General features: G+C 71.3%; 16 protein-coding genes and 1 pseudogene. 6 read left to right on the forward strand and 11 right to left on the reverse strand.

Going from position 1 to position 15157, the window contains the following annotated elements:
• The first annotated feature begins 54 nt into the window (after positions 1-54).
• Positions 55-993, forward strand: coding sequence for an SDR family NAD(P)-dependent oxidoreductase (locus ACIQ7D_RS12380; RefSeq protein WP_403936543.1), 939 nt, complete (start codon positions 55-57; stop codon positions 991-993).
• Positions 994-1148: 155 nt separating this feature from the next.
• On the opposite strand, the pseudogene ACIQ7D_RS12385 reads toward ACIQ7D_RS12380, so the two are convergent.
• The 5 genes and pseudogenes from ACIQ7D_RS12385 to ACIQ7D_RS12405 all read right to left on the reverse strand — a co-directional run.
• A pseudogene (locus ACIQ7D_RS12385) lies at positions 1149-1412 on the reverse strand (NmrA family NAD(P)-binding protein); the annotation flags it as partial.
• Between the two features lie 73 nt (positions 1413-1485).
• Positions 1486-1929, reverse strand: coding sequence for a MarR family winged helix-turn-helix transcriptional regulator (locus ACIQ7D_RS12390; RefSeq protein ID WP_403936545.1), 444 nt, complete (start codon positions 1927-1929; stop codon positions 1486-1488).
• Between the two features lie 472 nt (positions 1930-2401).
• Positions 2402-2590, reverse strand: a complete 189-nt coding sequence (locus tag ACIQ7D_RS12395; RefSeq protein ID WP_403936546.1) for a hypothetical protein — start codon at positions 2588-2590, stop codon at positions 2402-2404.
• Between the two features lie 133 nt (positions 2591-2723).
• Positions 2724-3122 carry a RidA family protein gene (locus tag ACIQ7D_RS12400; RefSeq protein ID WP_403936548.1) on the reverse strand — a complete coding sequence of 133 codons (399 nt, stop codon included), beginning with the start codon at positions 3120-3122 and terminating at the stop codon, positions 2724-2726.
• A gap of 123 nt (positions 3123-3245) precedes the next feature.
• Positions 3246-4241, reverse strand: a complete 996-nt coding sequence (locus ACIQ7D_RS12405; protein WP_403936550.1) for a LysR family transcriptional regulator — start codon at positions 4239-4241, stop codon at positions 3246-3248.
• A gap of 211 nt (positions 4242-4452) precedes the next feature.
• Here ACIQ7D_RS12405 and snpA point away from each other — a divergent pair, with 211 nt between their 5' ends.
• Entirely contained in the window at positions 4453-5109 is a 657-nt protein-coding gene (gene snpA / locus ACIQ7D_RS12410) for a snapalysin (RefSeq protein WP_403936552.1), read from the forward strand.
• Between the two features lie 103 nt (positions 5110-5212).
• On the opposite strand, the gene ACIQ7D_RS12415 is transcribed toward snpA, so the two are convergent.
• The 4 genes from ACIQ7D_RS12415 to ACIQ7D_RS12430 all read right to left on the reverse strand — a co-directional run bounded on the left by ACIQ7D_RS12415 (position 5213) and on the right by ACIQ7D_RS12430 (position 9396).
• A complete protein-coding gene (locus ACIQ7D_RS12415; protein WP_403936554.1) occupies positions 5213-5656 on the reverse strand; it encodes a DUF6304 family protein in 444 nt (147 codons plus the stop codon).
• A 320-nt stretch (positions 5657-5976) separates the two neighbouring features.
• Positions 5977-6561: a GNAT family N-acetyltransferase gene (locus ACIQ7D_RS12420; RefSeq protein WP_403936994.1), complete on the reverse strand. Its 585-nt coding sequence runs from the start codon at positions 6559-6561 to the stop codon at positions 5977-5979.
• A 202-nt stretch (positions 6562-6763) separates the two neighbouring features.
• The gene (locus ACIQ7D_RS12425; protein WP_403936996.1) at positions 6764-7813 is read right to left on the reverse strand and encodes a family 2 encapsulin nanocompartment cargo protein polyprenyl transferase; all 1050 of its coding nucleotides are present in this window, start codon (positions 7811-7813) and stop codon (positions 6764-6766) included.
• Between the two features lie 170 nt (positions 7814-7983).
• A complete protein-coding gene (locus ACIQ7D_RS12430; RefSeq protein ID WP_403936556.1) occupies positions 7984-9396 on the reverse strand; it encodes a family 2B encapsulin nanocompartment shell protein in 1413 nt (470 codons plus the stop codon).
• A 306-nt stretch (positions 9397-9702) separates the two neighbouring features.
• Here ACIQ7D_RS12430 and ACIQ7D_RS12435 point away from each other — a divergent pair, with 306 nt between their 5' ends.
• The gene (locus tag ACIQ7D_RS12435) at positions 9703-10617 is read left to right on the forward strand and encodes a 1-aminocyclopropane-1-carboxylate deaminase/D-cysteine desulfhydrase (protein ID WP_403936999.1); all 915 of its coding nucleotides are present in this window, start codon (positions 9703-9705) and stop codon (positions 10615-10617) included.
• Between the two features lie 91 nt (positions 10618-10708).
• Here ACIQ7D_RS12435 and ACIQ7D_RS12440 read toward each other — a convergent pair whose 3' ends face one another.
• Positions 10709-12310 carry a Na+/H+ antiporter gene (locus ACIQ7D_RS12440; RefSeq protein ID WP_403936558.1) on the reverse strand — a complete coding sequence of 534 codons (1602 nt, stop codon included), beginning with the start codon at positions 12308-12310 and terminating at the stop codon, positions 10709-10711.
• Between the two features lie 222 nt (positions 12311-12532).
• Here ACIQ7D_RS12440 and ACIQ7D_RS12445 point away from each other — a divergent pair, with 222 nt between their 5' ends.
• The 3 genes from ACIQ7D_RS12445 to ACIQ7D_RS12455 all read left to right on the forward strand — a co-directional run bounded on the left by ACIQ7D_RS12445 (position 12533) and on the right by ACIQ7D_RS12455 (position 14518).
• Complete coding sequence (locus ACIQ7D_RS12445) at positions 12533-12793, forward strand: UBP-type zinc finger domain-containing protein (RefSeq protein WP_403936559.1); 261 nt, start codon at positions 12533-12535, stop codon at positions 12791-12793.
• A gap of 241 nt (positions 12794-13034) precedes the next feature.
• Entirely contained in the window at positions 13035-13448 is a 414-nt protein-coding gene (locus ACIQ7D_RS12450) for an anti-sigma regulatory factor (RefSeq protein ID WP_329829332.1), read from the forward strand.
• Positions 13337-14518 (forward strand): SigB/SigF/SigG family RNA polymerase sigma factor, encoded by a 1182-nt coding sequence (locus ACIQ7D_RS12455; RefSeq protein WP_403936561.1) that lies wholly within the window; start codon positions 13337-13339, stop codon positions 14516-14518. The genes ACIQ7D_RS12450 and ACIQ7D_RS12455 overlap by 112 nt, the downstream gene beginning before the upstream one ends.
• A gap of 203 nt (positions 14519-14721) precedes the next feature.
• Here the strand turns inward: ACIQ7D_RS12455 and ACIQ7D_RS12460 are convergent, their stop codons facing one another.
• Entirely contained in the window at positions 14722-15153 is a 432-nt protein-coding gene (locus tag ACIQ7D_RS12460) for a hypothetical protein (protein WP_403936563.1), read from the reverse strand.
• Positions 15154-15157: the final 4 nt, after the last annotated feature.

Below are 15157 nucleotides of genomic sequence, written 5' to 3' on the forward strand. Positions count from 1 at the left end.
ACGCCGAAGTCCGGCACACCAGCACGCGCCCGATCTCACCCAGGGAGTCCACACATGACCGCAGCGAACCGAACCCTGATCATGACCGGGGCCACTCGGGGGATCGGCCTGGAAGCCGCGCGAGACATCCTCGGACGCGGCCCCGACACCCACCTCGTGGTCCTTGCACGAGGCTCCTCTGCCGCCGAGGTGCTGCCGAGGCTGCGAGAGATCTCTCCGTACGTTTCGACCGTCGACACCGATCTGTCGAGCAAGGCGAGCGTCGCCAGCGCCGGCGCACAGCTGGAAGACCTTCTCGATTCCGGCGAGTTGCCTCCGCTGCGGGGCCTCGTCTTCAACGCGGGTGTCCACCTCTCCAACGCGCTGGAGACCACGGTCGACGGATACGAGAGGACCTTCGCCGTGAACGTCATGTCCACCCACCAGCTTCTCCGGCAACTACACCCTCACGTTCAGGCGCCGGCGCGCATCGTCGTCACGGTCAGCGACGCCCACTTCGGTGATATCCGGCACACGGGAGGGACCATGCCCGCACCTCGGTGGGCCATCCCGGAGATCTCCCGGCCCGGAGCGTTCGACCGTTCGGGACATGTGCGAGCCGGCCGTCGTGCTTATGTGACGAGCAAACTCGGCGGCGTGCACCTGGTCCACGAATGGGCCCGCCGCCTGCCCGACGGCATCGACATCGTCTCTTACAACCCCAGCCTCGTTGTCGGAACCGGGCTGGCGCGCGAGACCGGTGGAGCCCTTCCCTTCCTGATGAGAAGGGTCATCCCCCTGCTCGCCGTCACACCCCTCGTGGACACCCCGGTGCCGGCGGGCAGGAAACTCGCCGACGCCGTTCTCGGCGTCACCCCCGCCGCGACCGGTGCCTACATCCACCGGGAGAAGGTCACGGCGTCATCCACCGAGTCGTACGACACCGACCGCGAACGCGCCCTCTGGAACTGGCTGGAACAGGTTCCACTGACGACTCCCGAGGACCACCGCTGATCGGCTCCGCACGTGTATCGCCCCGACCGCCGTTCGACGGCACCGGGGCCCGCCAGCCAGCGGTCGAAGCGCAGCAGGAAGGGGAACGAGTGCCCCCAACTTGCCGAGGACCTCATCCTGTGCGAGCAGGGTCGTCGGCAGGCGGCTGTAGCTGATCAGCCGGCCGGCGGCCGGCTCAGATGCCCGGCCAGGGCCCTGCCGCTGAGAGCGTCTCCGGCGACTGCGCCTGCGCCTGCCTGCCCGGAGTTCGGCTGGACACCGAAGACACCGTGGGCGTCGGAGAAGGCCGCGCGGAGCGGTTCCGGATCGCCCAGGTCGCCGCGAACGGTCTCGACGCCGAGGGTGGCGAGGGACCTGGCCCGGGCGCCGGACGGGTCTCGCCCGACCGCGCGCACCGCCCAGCCGTCGGCCAGCAGCGCCGCGGCGACCGATCATCCCTGCTGTCCCGTGGCGGCTGCTCACCAGCCGACCAGCCGCTCGGCGATCTTGCAACTACGGTGAGGTTTCGGGCTGAGCCGACGCCCCAGAGCCCGTGTCGAGCTGCTCGCGCTTGATGGCTGCGTCGACTGCGGAGCCGATCCGGCGCAGTGTCGCCAGCTCTTGGGGCTCGAGCTCGTCCACCAGGTATTCACGGACCGCGGCGACATGTCCAGGCGCCGCCGCCACAACCGCCTGGTAACCGGCCTCGGTCAGCGTCGCGTTGGTGCGTCTGCCGGAGCCGGGGATCCGGACCCGAGCGAGCAGCTCGCGCTTCTCCAGCCGTCCCACGACATGCGACAGCCGCGACAGCGACGCCGCCGTTCGCGCAGCCAGAGCGCTCATCCGCAGCGTGTGAGCCGGCTGTTCGGACAGAACCGAGAGCACCATGTACTCGAAGAAGGTCAGCTGGGCCTCGCGCTGCATCCGCGCGTCCAGGGCGGCCGGCAGGCTGATCATGATCGCGGAGTTGGCCAGCCACGCCGCTCGCTCGTCGCGGTTCAGCCACCGCGTTTCGACAACCGGGCCAGTGGGCTCCGCCGAGCCGGAGCCTTCTTCGGCAGGCGCAGTTGCCCCGGATGCCGACCCGTTTCGGGGACGCCGACGGCGTTGTCCGCGGTGTCGACGCCACATCATCCGCTCGGCCATCACCGCTGTCACGTCCTGGGGACGTGGCCCGCCGCGATGGTCAGGAAGCTCGCTCCGGCCGCCGCCTTGTCGGATCGCCGGTCAGCTTCAGCCAGCCGTCCGACCCACGTACTTCCAGGCTGAAGTGTGCGTCGGACGCGGCCCGAGAAGTGGGCGCCGACACCGGTCGTCGGACGCCAGGTGGACGCTGACCTGGACTTTCGGCGATGGGGCGTGACGGTCTTGGCTGGGTGTCTTGCGGACTGTGTGCGGACTGAGAGGGATCCGCCCGGCAGTGAAGGTGCTACACCACGCCCGGCTCGTCACCTTGCACCACCGGGGTGTGGTGGGTCCCGTTCGCGATGTCACCCGCGAGGCTGGCGTACACCTCGCCCACGTTGCTGGACGCACCCGTCCAGATCTCGGCGGCGGTCGGACCGGTACCGGTGGCGACGGGACTGTCGGGCGCGTTGAAGTCCACGCTCGACGACACCGTTCAAAGCTGGTGTCCGCGACCTTGATCGCGGACACCCAGCCCGGTCCGCAGGACCGCCGCAGACGGCGTCCACGGCGGTCCGGGTGCGGTCGTGTTCGCGGATGCCGCCGTCCCGCATGGGTTCCGCCGCTCAAGGGATCTCCGCCACCGCCGTGATCTCCACGAGCTGGCCCGTGTACCCCAGGCACGCCACCCCGAGCAGCGTCGACGCGTGCGGGCCCAGGGTCAGGCCGCTCGCGCGTACCACCTCCCAGACGCGGCTGAGGTCCGCCGGGTCCGAGGTCGCCACCGAGACCGTGGTGGACACGACGTCGGGCAGGCCGCAGCCGATGGCCGTCAGCGCGCTCTCCAGGTTGGCGAGGACCTGTTCCGTCTGGGCGACGAAGTCGTCGGGGCCGACCAGTTTGCCGTCGCTGTCGAGCGGGACGGCGCCGGCCAGGAAGGCCAGCCGCCGGTCCGTGGCGACGATCGCTGCGTGCGCGTAGTCCGGCGGCGGGAAGAGGCCGGGCACGGTCATGCGGTGGGCCATCTCAATACGCTCCTCGAATCGCCCCTGGGGTGTCCACCTGGGGATACGGCTGAACGCCCCGGCCTGCTCAGCCCGACCGGCCGTATTCGTACCGTTGAACGGTTTCCACCGTTACGGCGCCGCTCAGGCCGCCGGGGCGTGGAGCAGGGGGCTCTTGTGGCGGGTGAGCCAGCGGCGGTAGTCGACCGCTCGTAGCGCCGCTTCCCGGTAGGCCGCTTCCAGGTCGGCGAAGACCGCCGCTTCGAGGGCGCGTTCGCCGGGGGCGCCGTCGCCGACCGCGCCGTCCACGGGGGAGATCCGTGAGAAGAGCAGCAGTCGTACCGCCAGCGGGTCGTCCCGCAGGGGGCGGATGACCATGTCGTCGCGCGGGCCCGAGGTCGGCTGGCAGGGTGCGACCGCCTCGCCGACCGCGATCAGTGAGGCGGCGGTGAGGTAATCGCCGTGCACGACACGGGGGTTGAGCCCGGCGGCGCCCAGTACGCGGCGCAGGCCGTCCCATTCGCCGTCCACCGTCGGATCGACCATCCAGCGGTCCCCGGCGAGGTCGGCCAGCTCCACGACCTGGCGGGCCGCCGCCGGGTGGTCCCGGGCCATGGAGACGAACTGCGGCTCCCGTTCGACCAGTACGCGATGGGCGAGCCCGTCGGGGACCGCCAGCGGGCAGCCCTCCACCTCGTGGACGAAGGCCATGTCGAGCTGGCCGGCCGCGACCATCCGCAGCAGCGCGCTCGGCGAGACGTCCATGTGGAGCGAGATGTCCGTGCCGGGCAGCCGGTGCCGCAGCCGGCGCAGCCAGCCCGCGAGGACGCGGCTGGCGGTGGAGCCGACGCGCAGCCGGGGTCCGGCGCTGCGGTCGGCCGCCGCGCGCGCCTCGGCGACGAGGGTGGCCATGCCCGAGACGAGCGGCCGGGCGCGGCTCAGCACGGAGTGGCCCAGCGGGGTCGGCCGGCAGCCGGTGCGTTCGCGGGAGAACAGCTCGGCCCCCAACGCGTTCTCGATCCGCCGTAGTTGTGTGGTGAGGGACGGCTGGCTCATCCCCAACTGGCGTGCCGCTTTGTGCAGGCTGCCGGTGTCGGCGATGGCGCACAAGGCGCGCAGGTGTCTCACCTCCAGCTCCATGCCCCAGAGAGTAGAGCCGCCGAATGAGCCGCACCAGATGGTCAAAACGCAGTAATTGGCGTCTGATTCGAAGAAATACCGCCAGGATTCTACGCGGGGTGATGCGCTGGTGTTATCGGCGGCTGACATCATCCGCGCCGGGGCGAACTCATCGAGACTCTGCGGTACCCGAATCCGTGCACCGGACGAGCAGGAAGCAGGAGCCCCCCACATGAGACACCCCAAGCCCGCACTTTCGGCAGCTCTCACCGTCGGTATCGCCTTCGCGACCGCCTTCGCCCTCACCCCAGCCGCCTCCGCCGCGGACTCCGAGACCGCGCCCACGGCCTCGTACGCCGCGTACGAGGGCTCGAAGGAGGAGGCGGCGAACAACAGGGCGTTCTTCGACGCCGTCGTGAAGTCGGTCGCCGAGAAGCGCGCCGCGAACCCCGGCATCCAGGCCGTCACCGTCGTCTACAACGCCTCGGCGGCGCCGCGCTTCGCGAGCCAGATAGCCGCGAGCACGTCGATCTGGAACGCCGCCGTCTCCAACGTGAAGCTCCAGGCCGGCACCAGCGGCGTCGACTTCACCTACCGGGAGGGCAACGACCCGCGCGGCTCGTACGCGAGCACCAACGGCCACGGTTCGGGTTACATCTTCCTGGACTACGCGCAGAACCAGCAGTACAACTCGACGCGGGTCACCGCCCATGAGACCGGGCACGTCCTCGGTCTGCCGGACCACTACTCGGGCCCGTGCAGCGAGCTGATGTCGGGCGGCGGCCCCGGCACCTCCTGCCAGAACGCCCAGCCGAACGCGGCGGAGCGCTCCCGGGTCAACACCCTGTGGGCGAACGGCCTCGCCGCCGCCCTGGCCAAGCTCTCCTGATCTTTCCCCCCGCACCGCACGCGAAGGGGCGTCCCCGTATCCACCCCCCACGGGACGCCCCTTCCGTGTTCCCGCTTCCTTCCGGACCAGGGAACTCAGCGGTTCAGGAAGCCCCCACCAGCGGCCGGTCCGCCAGCTCCGTGTTCACCGGGAGCTGGCGCCTGATCCGGCCGAGCGCCTCCTCGAAGCCGCCGCCGGCGATACCCGACGCGTACGCCGCCCCGCCGCAGTGCAGGGTCAGGCTCAGCTCCGCCCGGCCGACCGGCCCTTCCGCGTCCCGCTCACCCAGCGCGAGCAGACAGCTCAGCGTGGCCTGTTCGACCGTGCCGTCCGAGCTGACGGGCAGGGGGATGTCCCACTCCATGACACAGGAGGACAGCACCCCGCCCGCTCCCACCGCTTCCAGTACGGCGAAATCCACCCCTTCGTACTCAACTCCCCTGATCCGCGTGCGCACTTGCTGTCCACCCGCGGTCAGGGTGATCGCTTCCGCCCCCTGGCGGTCCCGGTACCAACCCGCCCATGAATCCGTCGACTCCGCTGTCATGGCGCGGACTGTAGCGGTAGCAGATCTTCCGCCGCAGCACGGGTCACCACTCGTGTGCGTAGTTCCTGACGAGTACCCCGTTTGCGAAGTCCCGCCAGAACCAAGGCACATACCCGGTCATGGCGAGATCCGTCCCGCCGGGGTCCGTCGCGGGGGCTCGGACCTGTGGGTACGGTGTGATCATCAACTCGCCTGTACGGAGTGGATGTTGCCCCGCACGGTCCGGACCCGCCGGTGAGGTGGGGGCCGGTGCGTCCGCCCGCCGCGGCGGCCCGCCGTAGCTTTCCGGCCACATCTTCGTCGGGCGGCCGGCCGAAGGCTCAGCGGTCCCGCGGCTCGCGCCACATCGGCCACATGTGCGGCCCGTCCGGCAGGTCGACGGTGGTGCCCGTGAAGTCGAACCCGAGCCGCTCGTAGAGGCGCTTGCTGCGTGCGCTGCTCGCCTCCAGATAGGCGGGCACACCGTCCCGGTCGCACCGCTCCAGCACGGATTCGATCAGCGTGCGGCCCACTCCACGGCCCTGGTGTTCCGGGGACACGGCTATCATCAGCAGATACGCGTGTGCCCGGTCATGCGGGTGGACGGCGCCCGTCAGCCGGCCGACCAGTTCGGTCCGCTCGTTGTCCGGGTCGGACACCTCCCGCATCCGCGCCGGCGTCTCGTCCTCCTCCTCGGGCAGCCCCGCCTCCACCCGGAGCCAGAGCGCCATGGCCGTCTCGTCCTCCAGGAGGTCGACCCACCCCTCGGCCAGCGCGACATCGGCGAAGACCCCGAAGAAGAGGCCGCTCAGCTTCCTGCGGCTGTCCGCCTCGGGGAACACCCACCGGGTCACCGGGTCGGCCTCGAACGCGTCCTCCAGCAGCCGGATCAGCGTTGGCCGGTCCGCCTCGGTGGCCCGTCTGATCCCGCCGGTATTGCCGCTGCCCGCGTTGTCCACGCTCACGTTCCGATCCTCCAGTCATGACGTCAACTTGCCGTCCTGATAATAGAGTTGAGGTACATGCGCTGAGTGGGGGGCCGGGCGCTTTCCGCGATGACAGTGGTCAGCGGGGTGCGTGCGGGCAGCGGGGCGGCGGAGGTACGGCGGGCGGCGGAGTAACGCGGGTTCAGCGGCTGCGACGGGTGACGAACTCCGCGAGCGAGAGCAGGTCGCCCGCCGCCGCCAGGTCGGGCACCGCCCGGGAGAGCTGCTGGACGGCGCGGGACATCCGCTCGGCCGCCTCCTGCTGCGCCCAGTCCCGGGCGCCGGCCCGCTCGACGGCGTCGGCGGCGCGCCGCACCCCCTCGGCGTCCAGCGGACGCCGGTACAGCTCCGCCAGCTCCTCGGCGGCCGGGGTGCCGGAGGCCAGCGCCGCGACCACCGGCAGCGACTTCTTGTGGGCGGCCAGATCGGCGCCGACCGGCTTGCCCGTACGGTCGGGGTCGCCCCAGATGCCGATCAGGTCGTCGATGAGCTGGAAGGCGAGCCCCGCCTCCCGGCCGAAGGCGTCCACGGCCTCGGCCTGTTCGGGCCCCGCGCCCGCGTAGAGCGCGCCCAGCGCGCACGAAGCACCCAGCAGGGCGCCGGTCTTGGCGGTCGCCATGGCGACGCACTCGTCGAGCGTGACCTCGTGCGGGTCCCTGGACTCGAAGGCGCAGTCCGCCTGCTGGCCCGCGCACAGCTCGATCACGCAGGACGCGAGGCGCCCCGAGGCGGCTGCCGACGCCGGGTGCGGATCCTCCGCGAGGAGCCGTAACGCGACGGCGAGCATGGCGTCGCCCGTGATGATGGCGTCCGCCGTGCCGAAGACCGTCCAGGCGGTGGCGCGATGGCGCCGTACGGGGTCCTCGTCGATCACGTCGTCATGGAGGAGCGTGAAGTTGTGCGCCAGCTCCACGGCGACGGCCGCCCGTACGGCGGCGCGCGCGTCCCCGCCCAGCGAACGGGCGGCGGCGAGCACGAGCGCGGGCCTGATCGCCTTGCCGTTCCGCCTCGTACCCCCAGGCGCCTGGGTCCCGTCCGCGTCCACCCAGCCGAAGTGGTAGAGCGCGACCCCGCGCATGGCGCCGGGCAACGTCTCGACGGCGGAGCGCAGTTCGGGATCGACCTCGGTGCGGGTGCGCTCCAGGAGGGCCACGGCCTCGTGGCCCTCGGTGGCGGCACCGGTGCTGGTCATGGTCACGCGTCAACTTCCTCTTAACGGCTCTACGGCTTACGGCTGCACGGCTGCACGGCTTTACGGATGACGGCTGTACGGCCGCATGGGGCCAGGGCCCGGGCGGGCCGACGGTCGGCCCGCCCGGGCCCGTACCTCGCGCCGTACGGCGCGCGTCAGATCGCCTCAGCTCACTGCCAGCGGCCCACTTCCACGTTCTCCAGCACACCGAGGGCGTCCGGCACGAGGACGGCCGCCGAGTAGTACGCCGTGACCAGGTACGAGATGATCGCCTGCTCGTCGATGCCCATGAAACGGACGGACATGCTCGGCTCGATCTCGTCCGGGATCCCGCTCTGCTGAAGGCCCACTACCCCCTGCTCGGTCTCGCCCGTACGCATACAGATGATCGAGGTCGTCCTGGCATCCGAGACGGGGATCTTGTCGCACGGAAAGATCGGCACCCCGCGCCAGGCCGGTACATGGGTGCCCGCGACCTCCACGGTGTCCGGGTAGAGCCCCCGCTTGTTGCACTCACGGCCGAAGGCGGCGATGGCCCGCGGGTGCGCGAGGAACAGCTTCGAACCACGGCGGCGCGACAGCAGCTCGTCCATGTCGTCCGGGCTGGGGCCGCCGTCGTGCGGCTGGAGCCGCTGGCCGTAGTCGCAGTTGTGGAGGAGGCCGAACCCACGGTTGTTGATCAGCTCGTGCTCCTGGCGCTCCCTGAGCGCCTCGACCGTGAGCCGCAACTGCTGCTCGGTCTGGTTCATCGGCTGGTTGTAGAGGTCCGCGACCCGGCTGTGGACTTTCAGCACGGTCTGCGCGACGCTCAGCTCGTACTCGCGCGGCGCACCCTCGTAGTCCACGAACGTGTGCGGGACGACGGCTTCCCCGACATGGCCGGCGGACAAATCGATGGCGGCCTCGCCGTACTTGTTGGTCCGCTGCTCCGGTACGGAGCGCAGCGTCTCCAGGTGGCGGCGCAGGGAGTCCTCGTGCTCCGCCAGGTTCCGCACCTCCCGTCCGGTCAGCACCAGCACCGTGCACGCCGTCGCGGCGCGCGCCGTGTAGGCCCAGGTGGCCTCCCCGTCCACCAGCGCCTGGTCGCCGAAGTACGCCCCGTCGGCGAGCACTTCGAGCACCGTCGCGTCCCCGTAGGGGCCCGTGCCCGTCTTCTCCACCCGGCCGTGCGCCAGCAGGAAGACCTCGTCCGCCGCCTCACCGGAGGCGGCCAGCACCTGTCCGGCCTCGAACTGCCGCTGTTCGCAGCGGCGCGCCAGCTCGGCCAGCACCTCCTCGTTGCCGTAATCGCGCAGCGCGGGCAGCTCGCCCAGCTCGGCCGGGATGACCGCGACGCGGTCGCCCGTCTGCACGAACGTCACCCGCCCGTCGCCGACCGCGTAGCTGAGCCGGCGGTTCACCCGGTAGGTGCCGCCCTGCACCTGTACCCACGGCAGCATCCGCAGCAGCCACCGCGAGGTGATCTCCTGCATCTGCGGTGCCGACTTGGTGGTGGTCGCCAGGTTCCGGGCGGCATCCGTCCCAAGACTCTGCTGGGGCGGCGGTTGCACCGCGCGGACCTCGTCACCAACCGAAACCGACATGAAGTCTTCCTCTCAAACTTTCGATCATGTACGACCTGCGAGAAGAATGGTTCCATCACGTGGCGTGCGGGCGCCATTACACAAACGAGTGGGACTGAACAGCGCGATACGGGGCACAACACGCGGAAGTTCATCCCGACGGCGCACCCGGACGGCGCACCCCGGGCCGCCCGACCTGGCCGCCGGCGGCCCCCGGCCGACAATGGGACGGTGACCCCGCACGTACCGCCCGGACCCCACGTACCTCCCGGACCACCTCGATCCCCCGAACCCCCCGGACCTCCCGGGCCCCTTGACCTCGCCGCCCTGCGCCCGCGTCTCCCCTCGCCGCTCCACCCCGCCGAGGACGAACGCTTCACCGACCGTGGTGTACGGCTGCTCCTCAAGCGCGACGACCTGATCCACCCCGAGCTGCCGGGCAACAAGTGGCGCAAACTGGCGCCCAATCTGCGGGCCGCCGCCACCTCCGGCAGGCGCACGCTGCTGACCTTCGGCGGCGCGTACTCCAACCACCTGCGCGCGACCGCCGCCGCCGGGCGGCTGCTCGGTTTCGCCACCGTCGGTGTCGTACGCGGCGAGGAGCTGGCCGCCCGCCCCCTCAACCCGTCGCTGGCCCGCTGCGCCGCCGACGGGATGCGGCTGCTCTTCGCCGAACGCGCCGAGTACCGCCGCAAGGCGGAGCCCGCCGTTGTCGCCGCGCTGCTGGCACGGGCGGGGCTGGACCCCGGCCACGTGTACGTCGTACCGGAGGGCGGCAGCAACGCGCTCGCCGCACGCGGCTGCGCCGAGCTGGGCCGGGAGCTGCGCGGCGCGGCCGCCACCGTCGCGGTGGCCTGCGGCACCGGCGGCACGCTCGCGGGGCTCGCCGCCGGGCTGGGAGCGGGGCAGACGGCGCTCGGCTTCCCGGTGCTCAGGGGCGGCTTCCTGGACGGGGAGATACGGGGGCTCCAGCACGCCGCGTTCTCGCGGCCGGCCGGTCACTGGCGCCTCGACGACCGCTTCCACTTCGGCGGCTTCGCCCGTGTCCCTCCCGAGCTGGAGTCCTTCGCCCGGGACTTCGAGGACCGGCACGGATTCGCCGTGGAACGTCTCTATGTCGCCAAAATGCTGTACGGGCTCACCACACTGGCCGCGGAGGGCGCCTTCCCGCCCGGCACGGCGGTCGCGGCCGTCGTCACCGGCGCCCCCGAACCCTCCGCCGCGCCCCGGCCGGCCCCGTAGAACGGCCCGCCGCGCGGAACCGTGAAACGCCCGCCCCGCGGCCCCGCCCGGCGCGCACACCGCGCGGATCCGTCCGGCCCGTACGCCCCGCTCAGTCCGAACCGTCCTCCCGGTACGCCGCCGCCTCCTCCAGGTCCAGCCGGCGCAGCAGCGTCCGCAGCATCTCGTCGTCGATCCGCCGCCGGTCGCGCAGCTCGACGAAGACGGTGCGCTCCGCCTGGATCATCTCCGTGGACAGTCGGCGGTAGGTGTCGTCCGCCGATTCCCCGGTGATCTCGTTGACGGCGCCCAGCCGCTCCCACACGGCGTTGCGGCGGCGCTCCAGCACCGTACGGAGCCGGTCGGCGAGCGGTGACGGCAGGGCGTTGCGTTCGTCGGCCAGCAGCTCGTCCAGCCGTCGTTCCGCCGCCGCCGAGGCCTCGCTCTGCGCCTGCGCCTCCGCGAGCGTCTCGGCCTGCCGGTCGCGGCCCGGCACCTTCAGCAGCCGGATGAGCGGCGGCAGCGTGAGCCCCTGCACCACGAGCGTGCCGATGACCGTCGCGAACGTCAGGAACAGCACGAGGTTGCGTCCCGGGAACGGTGTGCCGTCGTGGGCCGTCAGCGGGATCGAGAAGGCGATGGCCAGCGACACCACACCGCGCATCCCCGCCCAGCCGACGATCAGCGGCGCGGTCCAGGTCGTGTCGGGCTCGCGCTCCCTGATCCGCGGGAAGAGCGCGCGCGGCAGGAAGGTCGCCGGATAGACCCAGACGAACCGGACGAGGACCACCGCCACGAAGACCCCCAGGGCGTAGAGCAGCGCCTCGGCGACCCCGTACTCCCCGAGCCCCTTGAGGACGAAGGGCAACTGGAGCCCGATGAGCGCGAAGACGGCCGACTCCAGGACGAACGCGACCATCTTCCACACCGCGGCCTCCTGGAGCCGCGTCGCGAAGTCCACCTGCCAGGAGCGGTGGCCGAGGTAGAGCGCCACCACCACGACGGCCAGCACACCGGACGCGCCGACCTGCTCGGCCGCCGCGTAGGCGACGAAGGGGATGAGCAGCGAGAGTGTGTTCTGGAGCAGCGCCTCGGTGAGGTGGGTGCGCAGCCAGTGCAGTGGGACCATCAGGACGAGCCCGACACCGACACCGCCGAGCGCGGCGAGCGCGAACTCCTCCACCCCGCCCGCCCAGCTCGCGCCGGCGCCGACCGCCGCGGCCAGCGCCACCTTGAAGGCCGTGATGGCGGTCGCGTCGTTGAGCAGCGACTCACCCTGAAGGATGGTGGTGATCCGGCTCGGCAGCCCCAGTTTGCGGGCGATGGCGGTGGCCGCCACCGCGTCGGGCGGTGCGACGACCGCGCCCAGCACCAGCGCCGTGGTGAGCGGCAGGTCGGGGACGAGGAGGTAGGTGAGCCAGCCCACCGCGAGGGTCGCGAAGAGGACATAGCCGACCGAGAGCAGTGCCACCGGCCGGATGTTGGCCCGCAGGTCGAGGTACGAGCTGTCCACCGCGGCGGTGTAGAGCAGGGGCGGCAGGATCAGCGGCAGCACGATGTGCGGATCCAGTGTGTAGTCCGGCACACCGGGTACGTACGCGGCCCCCAGTCCGGCCGCGACCAGCAGCAGGGGCGCGGCGACCGGCGTCCTGCGGGCGGCCCCGGCGATCGCCGCGCTGCCCGCCACCAGCGCGATCAGCGGCAGTACATCCATCCGGATCCGTCTTTCCCTCGTGTGCGTACGGCCTGTGCGTACGCCCGTGTGTGTGCGTCCGTGTGTGAGTCCGTGTGGGGACGCCTGTGTGTGGGCGCCCGTGTGGGGACGCCGGTGTGGGGGACGCCCTCGGGGCGTACGCCCGTGTGTCCGTGTACGTCCTTGTGCGTGCTGTGTGCCTGCGTTCGTCCGTGTGCGCGCGCACGTCGTAATCTCGCCATCATGAGCCAGTGCAACCACATCGCGGAACTTCCTCATCCCGAGCCCGCTCCGAGGGGTGACACCTGCGCCGAGTGTCTGGCCGTCGGCAGCCACCCCGTACAACTGCGGCTCTGCCTGGAGTGCGGGAACGTCGGGTGCTGTGATTCGTCGCCGTACCGGCACGCGACACTCCACTTCCAGCGGACGGGCCACGCCGTGATGCGAAGTTTCGAGCCGGGCGAGAGCTGGCGCTGGTGCTTCGTGGACGGTTCGATCGTCTGACGACTGGGTACGTCAACCCTCCGCCGGTTGTTCTGAATTGGATGCCGCAGACCCCTAGCCACTTTCCGTGGTCATATGCTTACCATGAGTGACGGTATCGGATAGGGGTCCCGGCGACACGGCACTATGGATCGCGATAGCGTCGCCACCCAGACCGGCTACGTAATGACACGTACCAGCAAGGCTCCGCGACATGTCCTGTCCGGAGCCCTGAAGAGCTTGTGCCACCTTGGAGGTGAGGGTGTCCCAGATCGCAGGCGAGCCCGGGACCCAGGACTTCGTGGAAGTCCGGCTGCCCGCTGCGGGTGCCTACCTGTCCGTGCTGCGTACGGCCACGGCCGGCCTCGCGGCGCGCTTGGACTTCACCCTCGACGAGATCGAGGACCTCCGCATCGCGGTGGACGAAGCCTGCGCGATCCTGCTCCAGCAGGCCGTACCGGGCTCCGTTCTCAGTTGTGTCTTCCGTCTTGTCGAGGACTCGCTCGAAGTGACCGTCTCGGCCCCTACCACCGACGGACGCGCGCCCGAGCGCGACACGTTCGCGTGGACCGTGCTCTCCGCACTGGCAGGCAAGGTCGAGTCGACGGTCGCCGAGGACCGTACGGTCACCATCAGCCTCTACAAACAGCGCGGCGCGGGACCCGGGCCGGCGTGAGGAACGGGGACGGTCCGGTGCGTGACGAGGGGCGCATCCCACCAGAGCCGCGGGGAGGGCACGAGGCTCCGGCGGAGCCGGTGCTCGCCCCCGCGGGCATCCCCGAGCAGCAGGCCCGTCCCCATCCGGAGGACGGGCTTGAGGGCCAGACGGCCGCGGCGGAACAGGCGCGGACAGAGCGGGCGCAGGCAGAGCGGGCGGCCTTTATGAGCGAGCAGCACAGCGAGCAGGAGAGCGCGCCGCGGGGTGAGCAGCGCAGCGAGCGGCGCAGTGAGCCGCGCGACGCGTCCCGCGGTGAGCGGCAGCACCACGACCCACATGACCGCAGCGGCGCGCGGGCGATGTTCATCGAGCTGCGCGACCTGCCGGACGGCTCGCCCCAGAAGGCGGCCCTGCGCAATCAGCTTGTCCGGATGCACCTGCCCCTGGTCGAGCATCTCGCGCGGCGGTTCCGCAACCGCGGCGAGCCGCTGGACGACCTCACGCAGGTCGCGACCATCGGGCTGATCAAGTCGGTGGACCGTTTCGACCCGGAGCGCGGGGTCGAGTTCTCGACGTACGCGACACCGACGGTCGTCGGGGAGATCAAGCGGCACTTCCGGGACAAGGGCTGGGCGGTACGGGTGCCGCGCCGCCTCCAGGAGCTGCGGCTGGCCCTGACGACCGCGACGGCGGAGCTGTCGCAGCAGCACGGCAGATCGCCGACGGTGCACGAGCTGGCGGAGCGGCTCGGCATCTCGGAGGAGGAGGTCCTGGAGGGCCTGGAGTCCGCCAACGCGTACTCCACGCTCTCGCTGGACGTGCCGGACACGGACGACGAGTCCCCGGCGGTGGCGGACACGCTGGGCGCGGAGGACGAGGCGCTGGAGGGCGTCGAGTACCGGGAGTCGCTCAAGCCGCTGCTGGAGGATCTGCCGCCCCGAGAGAAGCGGATTCTGCTGCTCCGGTTCTTCGGCAACATGACGCAGTCGCAGATCGCGCAGGAGGTCGGCATCTCGCAGATGCATGTCTCGCGGCTGCTGGCGCGCACGCTGGCACAGTTGCGCGAACGGCTGCTCGTCGAGGAGTAGGGGCGGCGCAGGAGCAGGGGTGGCACAGGGTTACGGAGACGATCCGGCCCGGTCACGGACAGGTCCCGCAACCGTACGGACGCGGGACCTGGACGAATTCACGCCCCTCCGCCCGCTTTCACGCTCGTTCGCGCGCTTTCGCGCCCCCTCCGCGCGCTTTCGCACTCCTCCGCGCGCTTCGCACTCCTTCGCACGCTTCATCGCTACGCGTCGCCACCCGGACCCCGGATCCCCAGGGCCTCGGTGGTCGTCGGGTTGACGAGCAGGACCAGCCCCGTCACCGCCACGGCCGCCAGCGCGATCCCGGCCGGGATGCCGGCGCCGTCCGAGGTGAGCAGGGTGTACGCGACCGGCAGCGCGAGGATCTGCGTGATCAGCGCGGGCCCCCGGCTCCAGCTACGGCGCAGCAGCAGCCCCCGTGCGGCGAGCAGCGGGATGATCCCGAGCGCGATCAGGGTCACTCCGCCCATCTCGGCCTGCTGCGGGGAGTCGGGGCGGCCGAGCAACCCCATGACCAGCAGAAATACCCCGCCGGCGATCAGCGCCAGGGCCTCCAGACCGCTGACCGCCGCCGCGGCGGTCAGCCGGGTGGGGCGCGGGATCGGCTCGGGGTCGGGCTGCGTCGCTGTACTCACCGTT

It is taken from the genome of Streptomyces sp. NPDC096310 (genome assembly GCF_044763125.1).
In the GTDB taxonomy this organism is placed as follows: domain Bacteria; phylum Actinomycetota; class Actinomycetes; order Streptomycetales; family Streptomycetaceae; genus Streptomyces.

What these genes read in the sequence shown, in the direction of transcription:
- ACIQ7D_RS12380 (WP_403936543.1), top strand. Translation starts at nt 55, where the DNA reads ATGACCGCAGCGAACCGAACCCTGATCATGACCGGGGCCACTCGGGGG.
- ACIQ7D_RS12390 (WP_403936545.1), bottom strand. Translation starts at nt 1,929, where the DNA reads ATGATCAGCCTGCCGGCCGCCCTGGACGCGCGGATGCAGCGCGAGGCC.
- ACIQ7D_RS12400 (WP_403936548.1), bottom strand. Translation starts at nt 3,122, where the DNA reads ATGGCCCACCGCATGACCGTGCCCGGCCTCTTCCCGCCGCCGGACTAC.
- ACIQ7D_RS12405 (WP_403936550.1), bottom strand. Translation starts at nt 4,241, where the DNA reads ATGGAGCTGGAGGTGAGACACCTGCGCGCCTTGTGCGCCATCGCCGAC.
- snpA (WP_403936552.1), top strand. Translation starts at nt 4,453, where the DNA reads ATGAGACACCCCAAGCCCGCACTTTCGGCAGCTCTCACCGTCGGTATC.
- ACIQ7D_RS12415 (WP_403936554.1), bottom strand. Translation starts at nt 5,656, where the DNA reads ATGACAGCGGAGTCGACGGATTCATGGGCGGGTTGGTACCGGGACCGC.
- ACIQ7D_RS12425 (WP_403936996.1), bottom strand. Translation starts at nt 7,813, where the DNA reads ATGACCAGCACCGGTGCCGCCACCGAGGGCCACGAGGCCGTGGCCCTC.
- ACIQ7D_RS12430 (WP_403936556.1), bottom strand. Translation starts at nt 9,396, where the DNA reads ATGTCGGTTTCGGTTGGTGACGAGGTCCGCGCGGTGCAACCGCCGCCC.
- ACIQ7D_RS12440 (WP_403936558.1), bottom strand. Translation starts at nt 12,310, where the DNA reads ATGGATGTACTGCCGCTGATCGCGCTGGTGGCGGGCAGCGCGGCGATC.
- ACIQ7D_RS12445 (WP_403936559.1), top strand. Translation starts at nt 12,533, where the DNA reads ATGAGCCAGTGCAACCACATCGCGGAACTTCCTCATCCCGAGCCCGCT.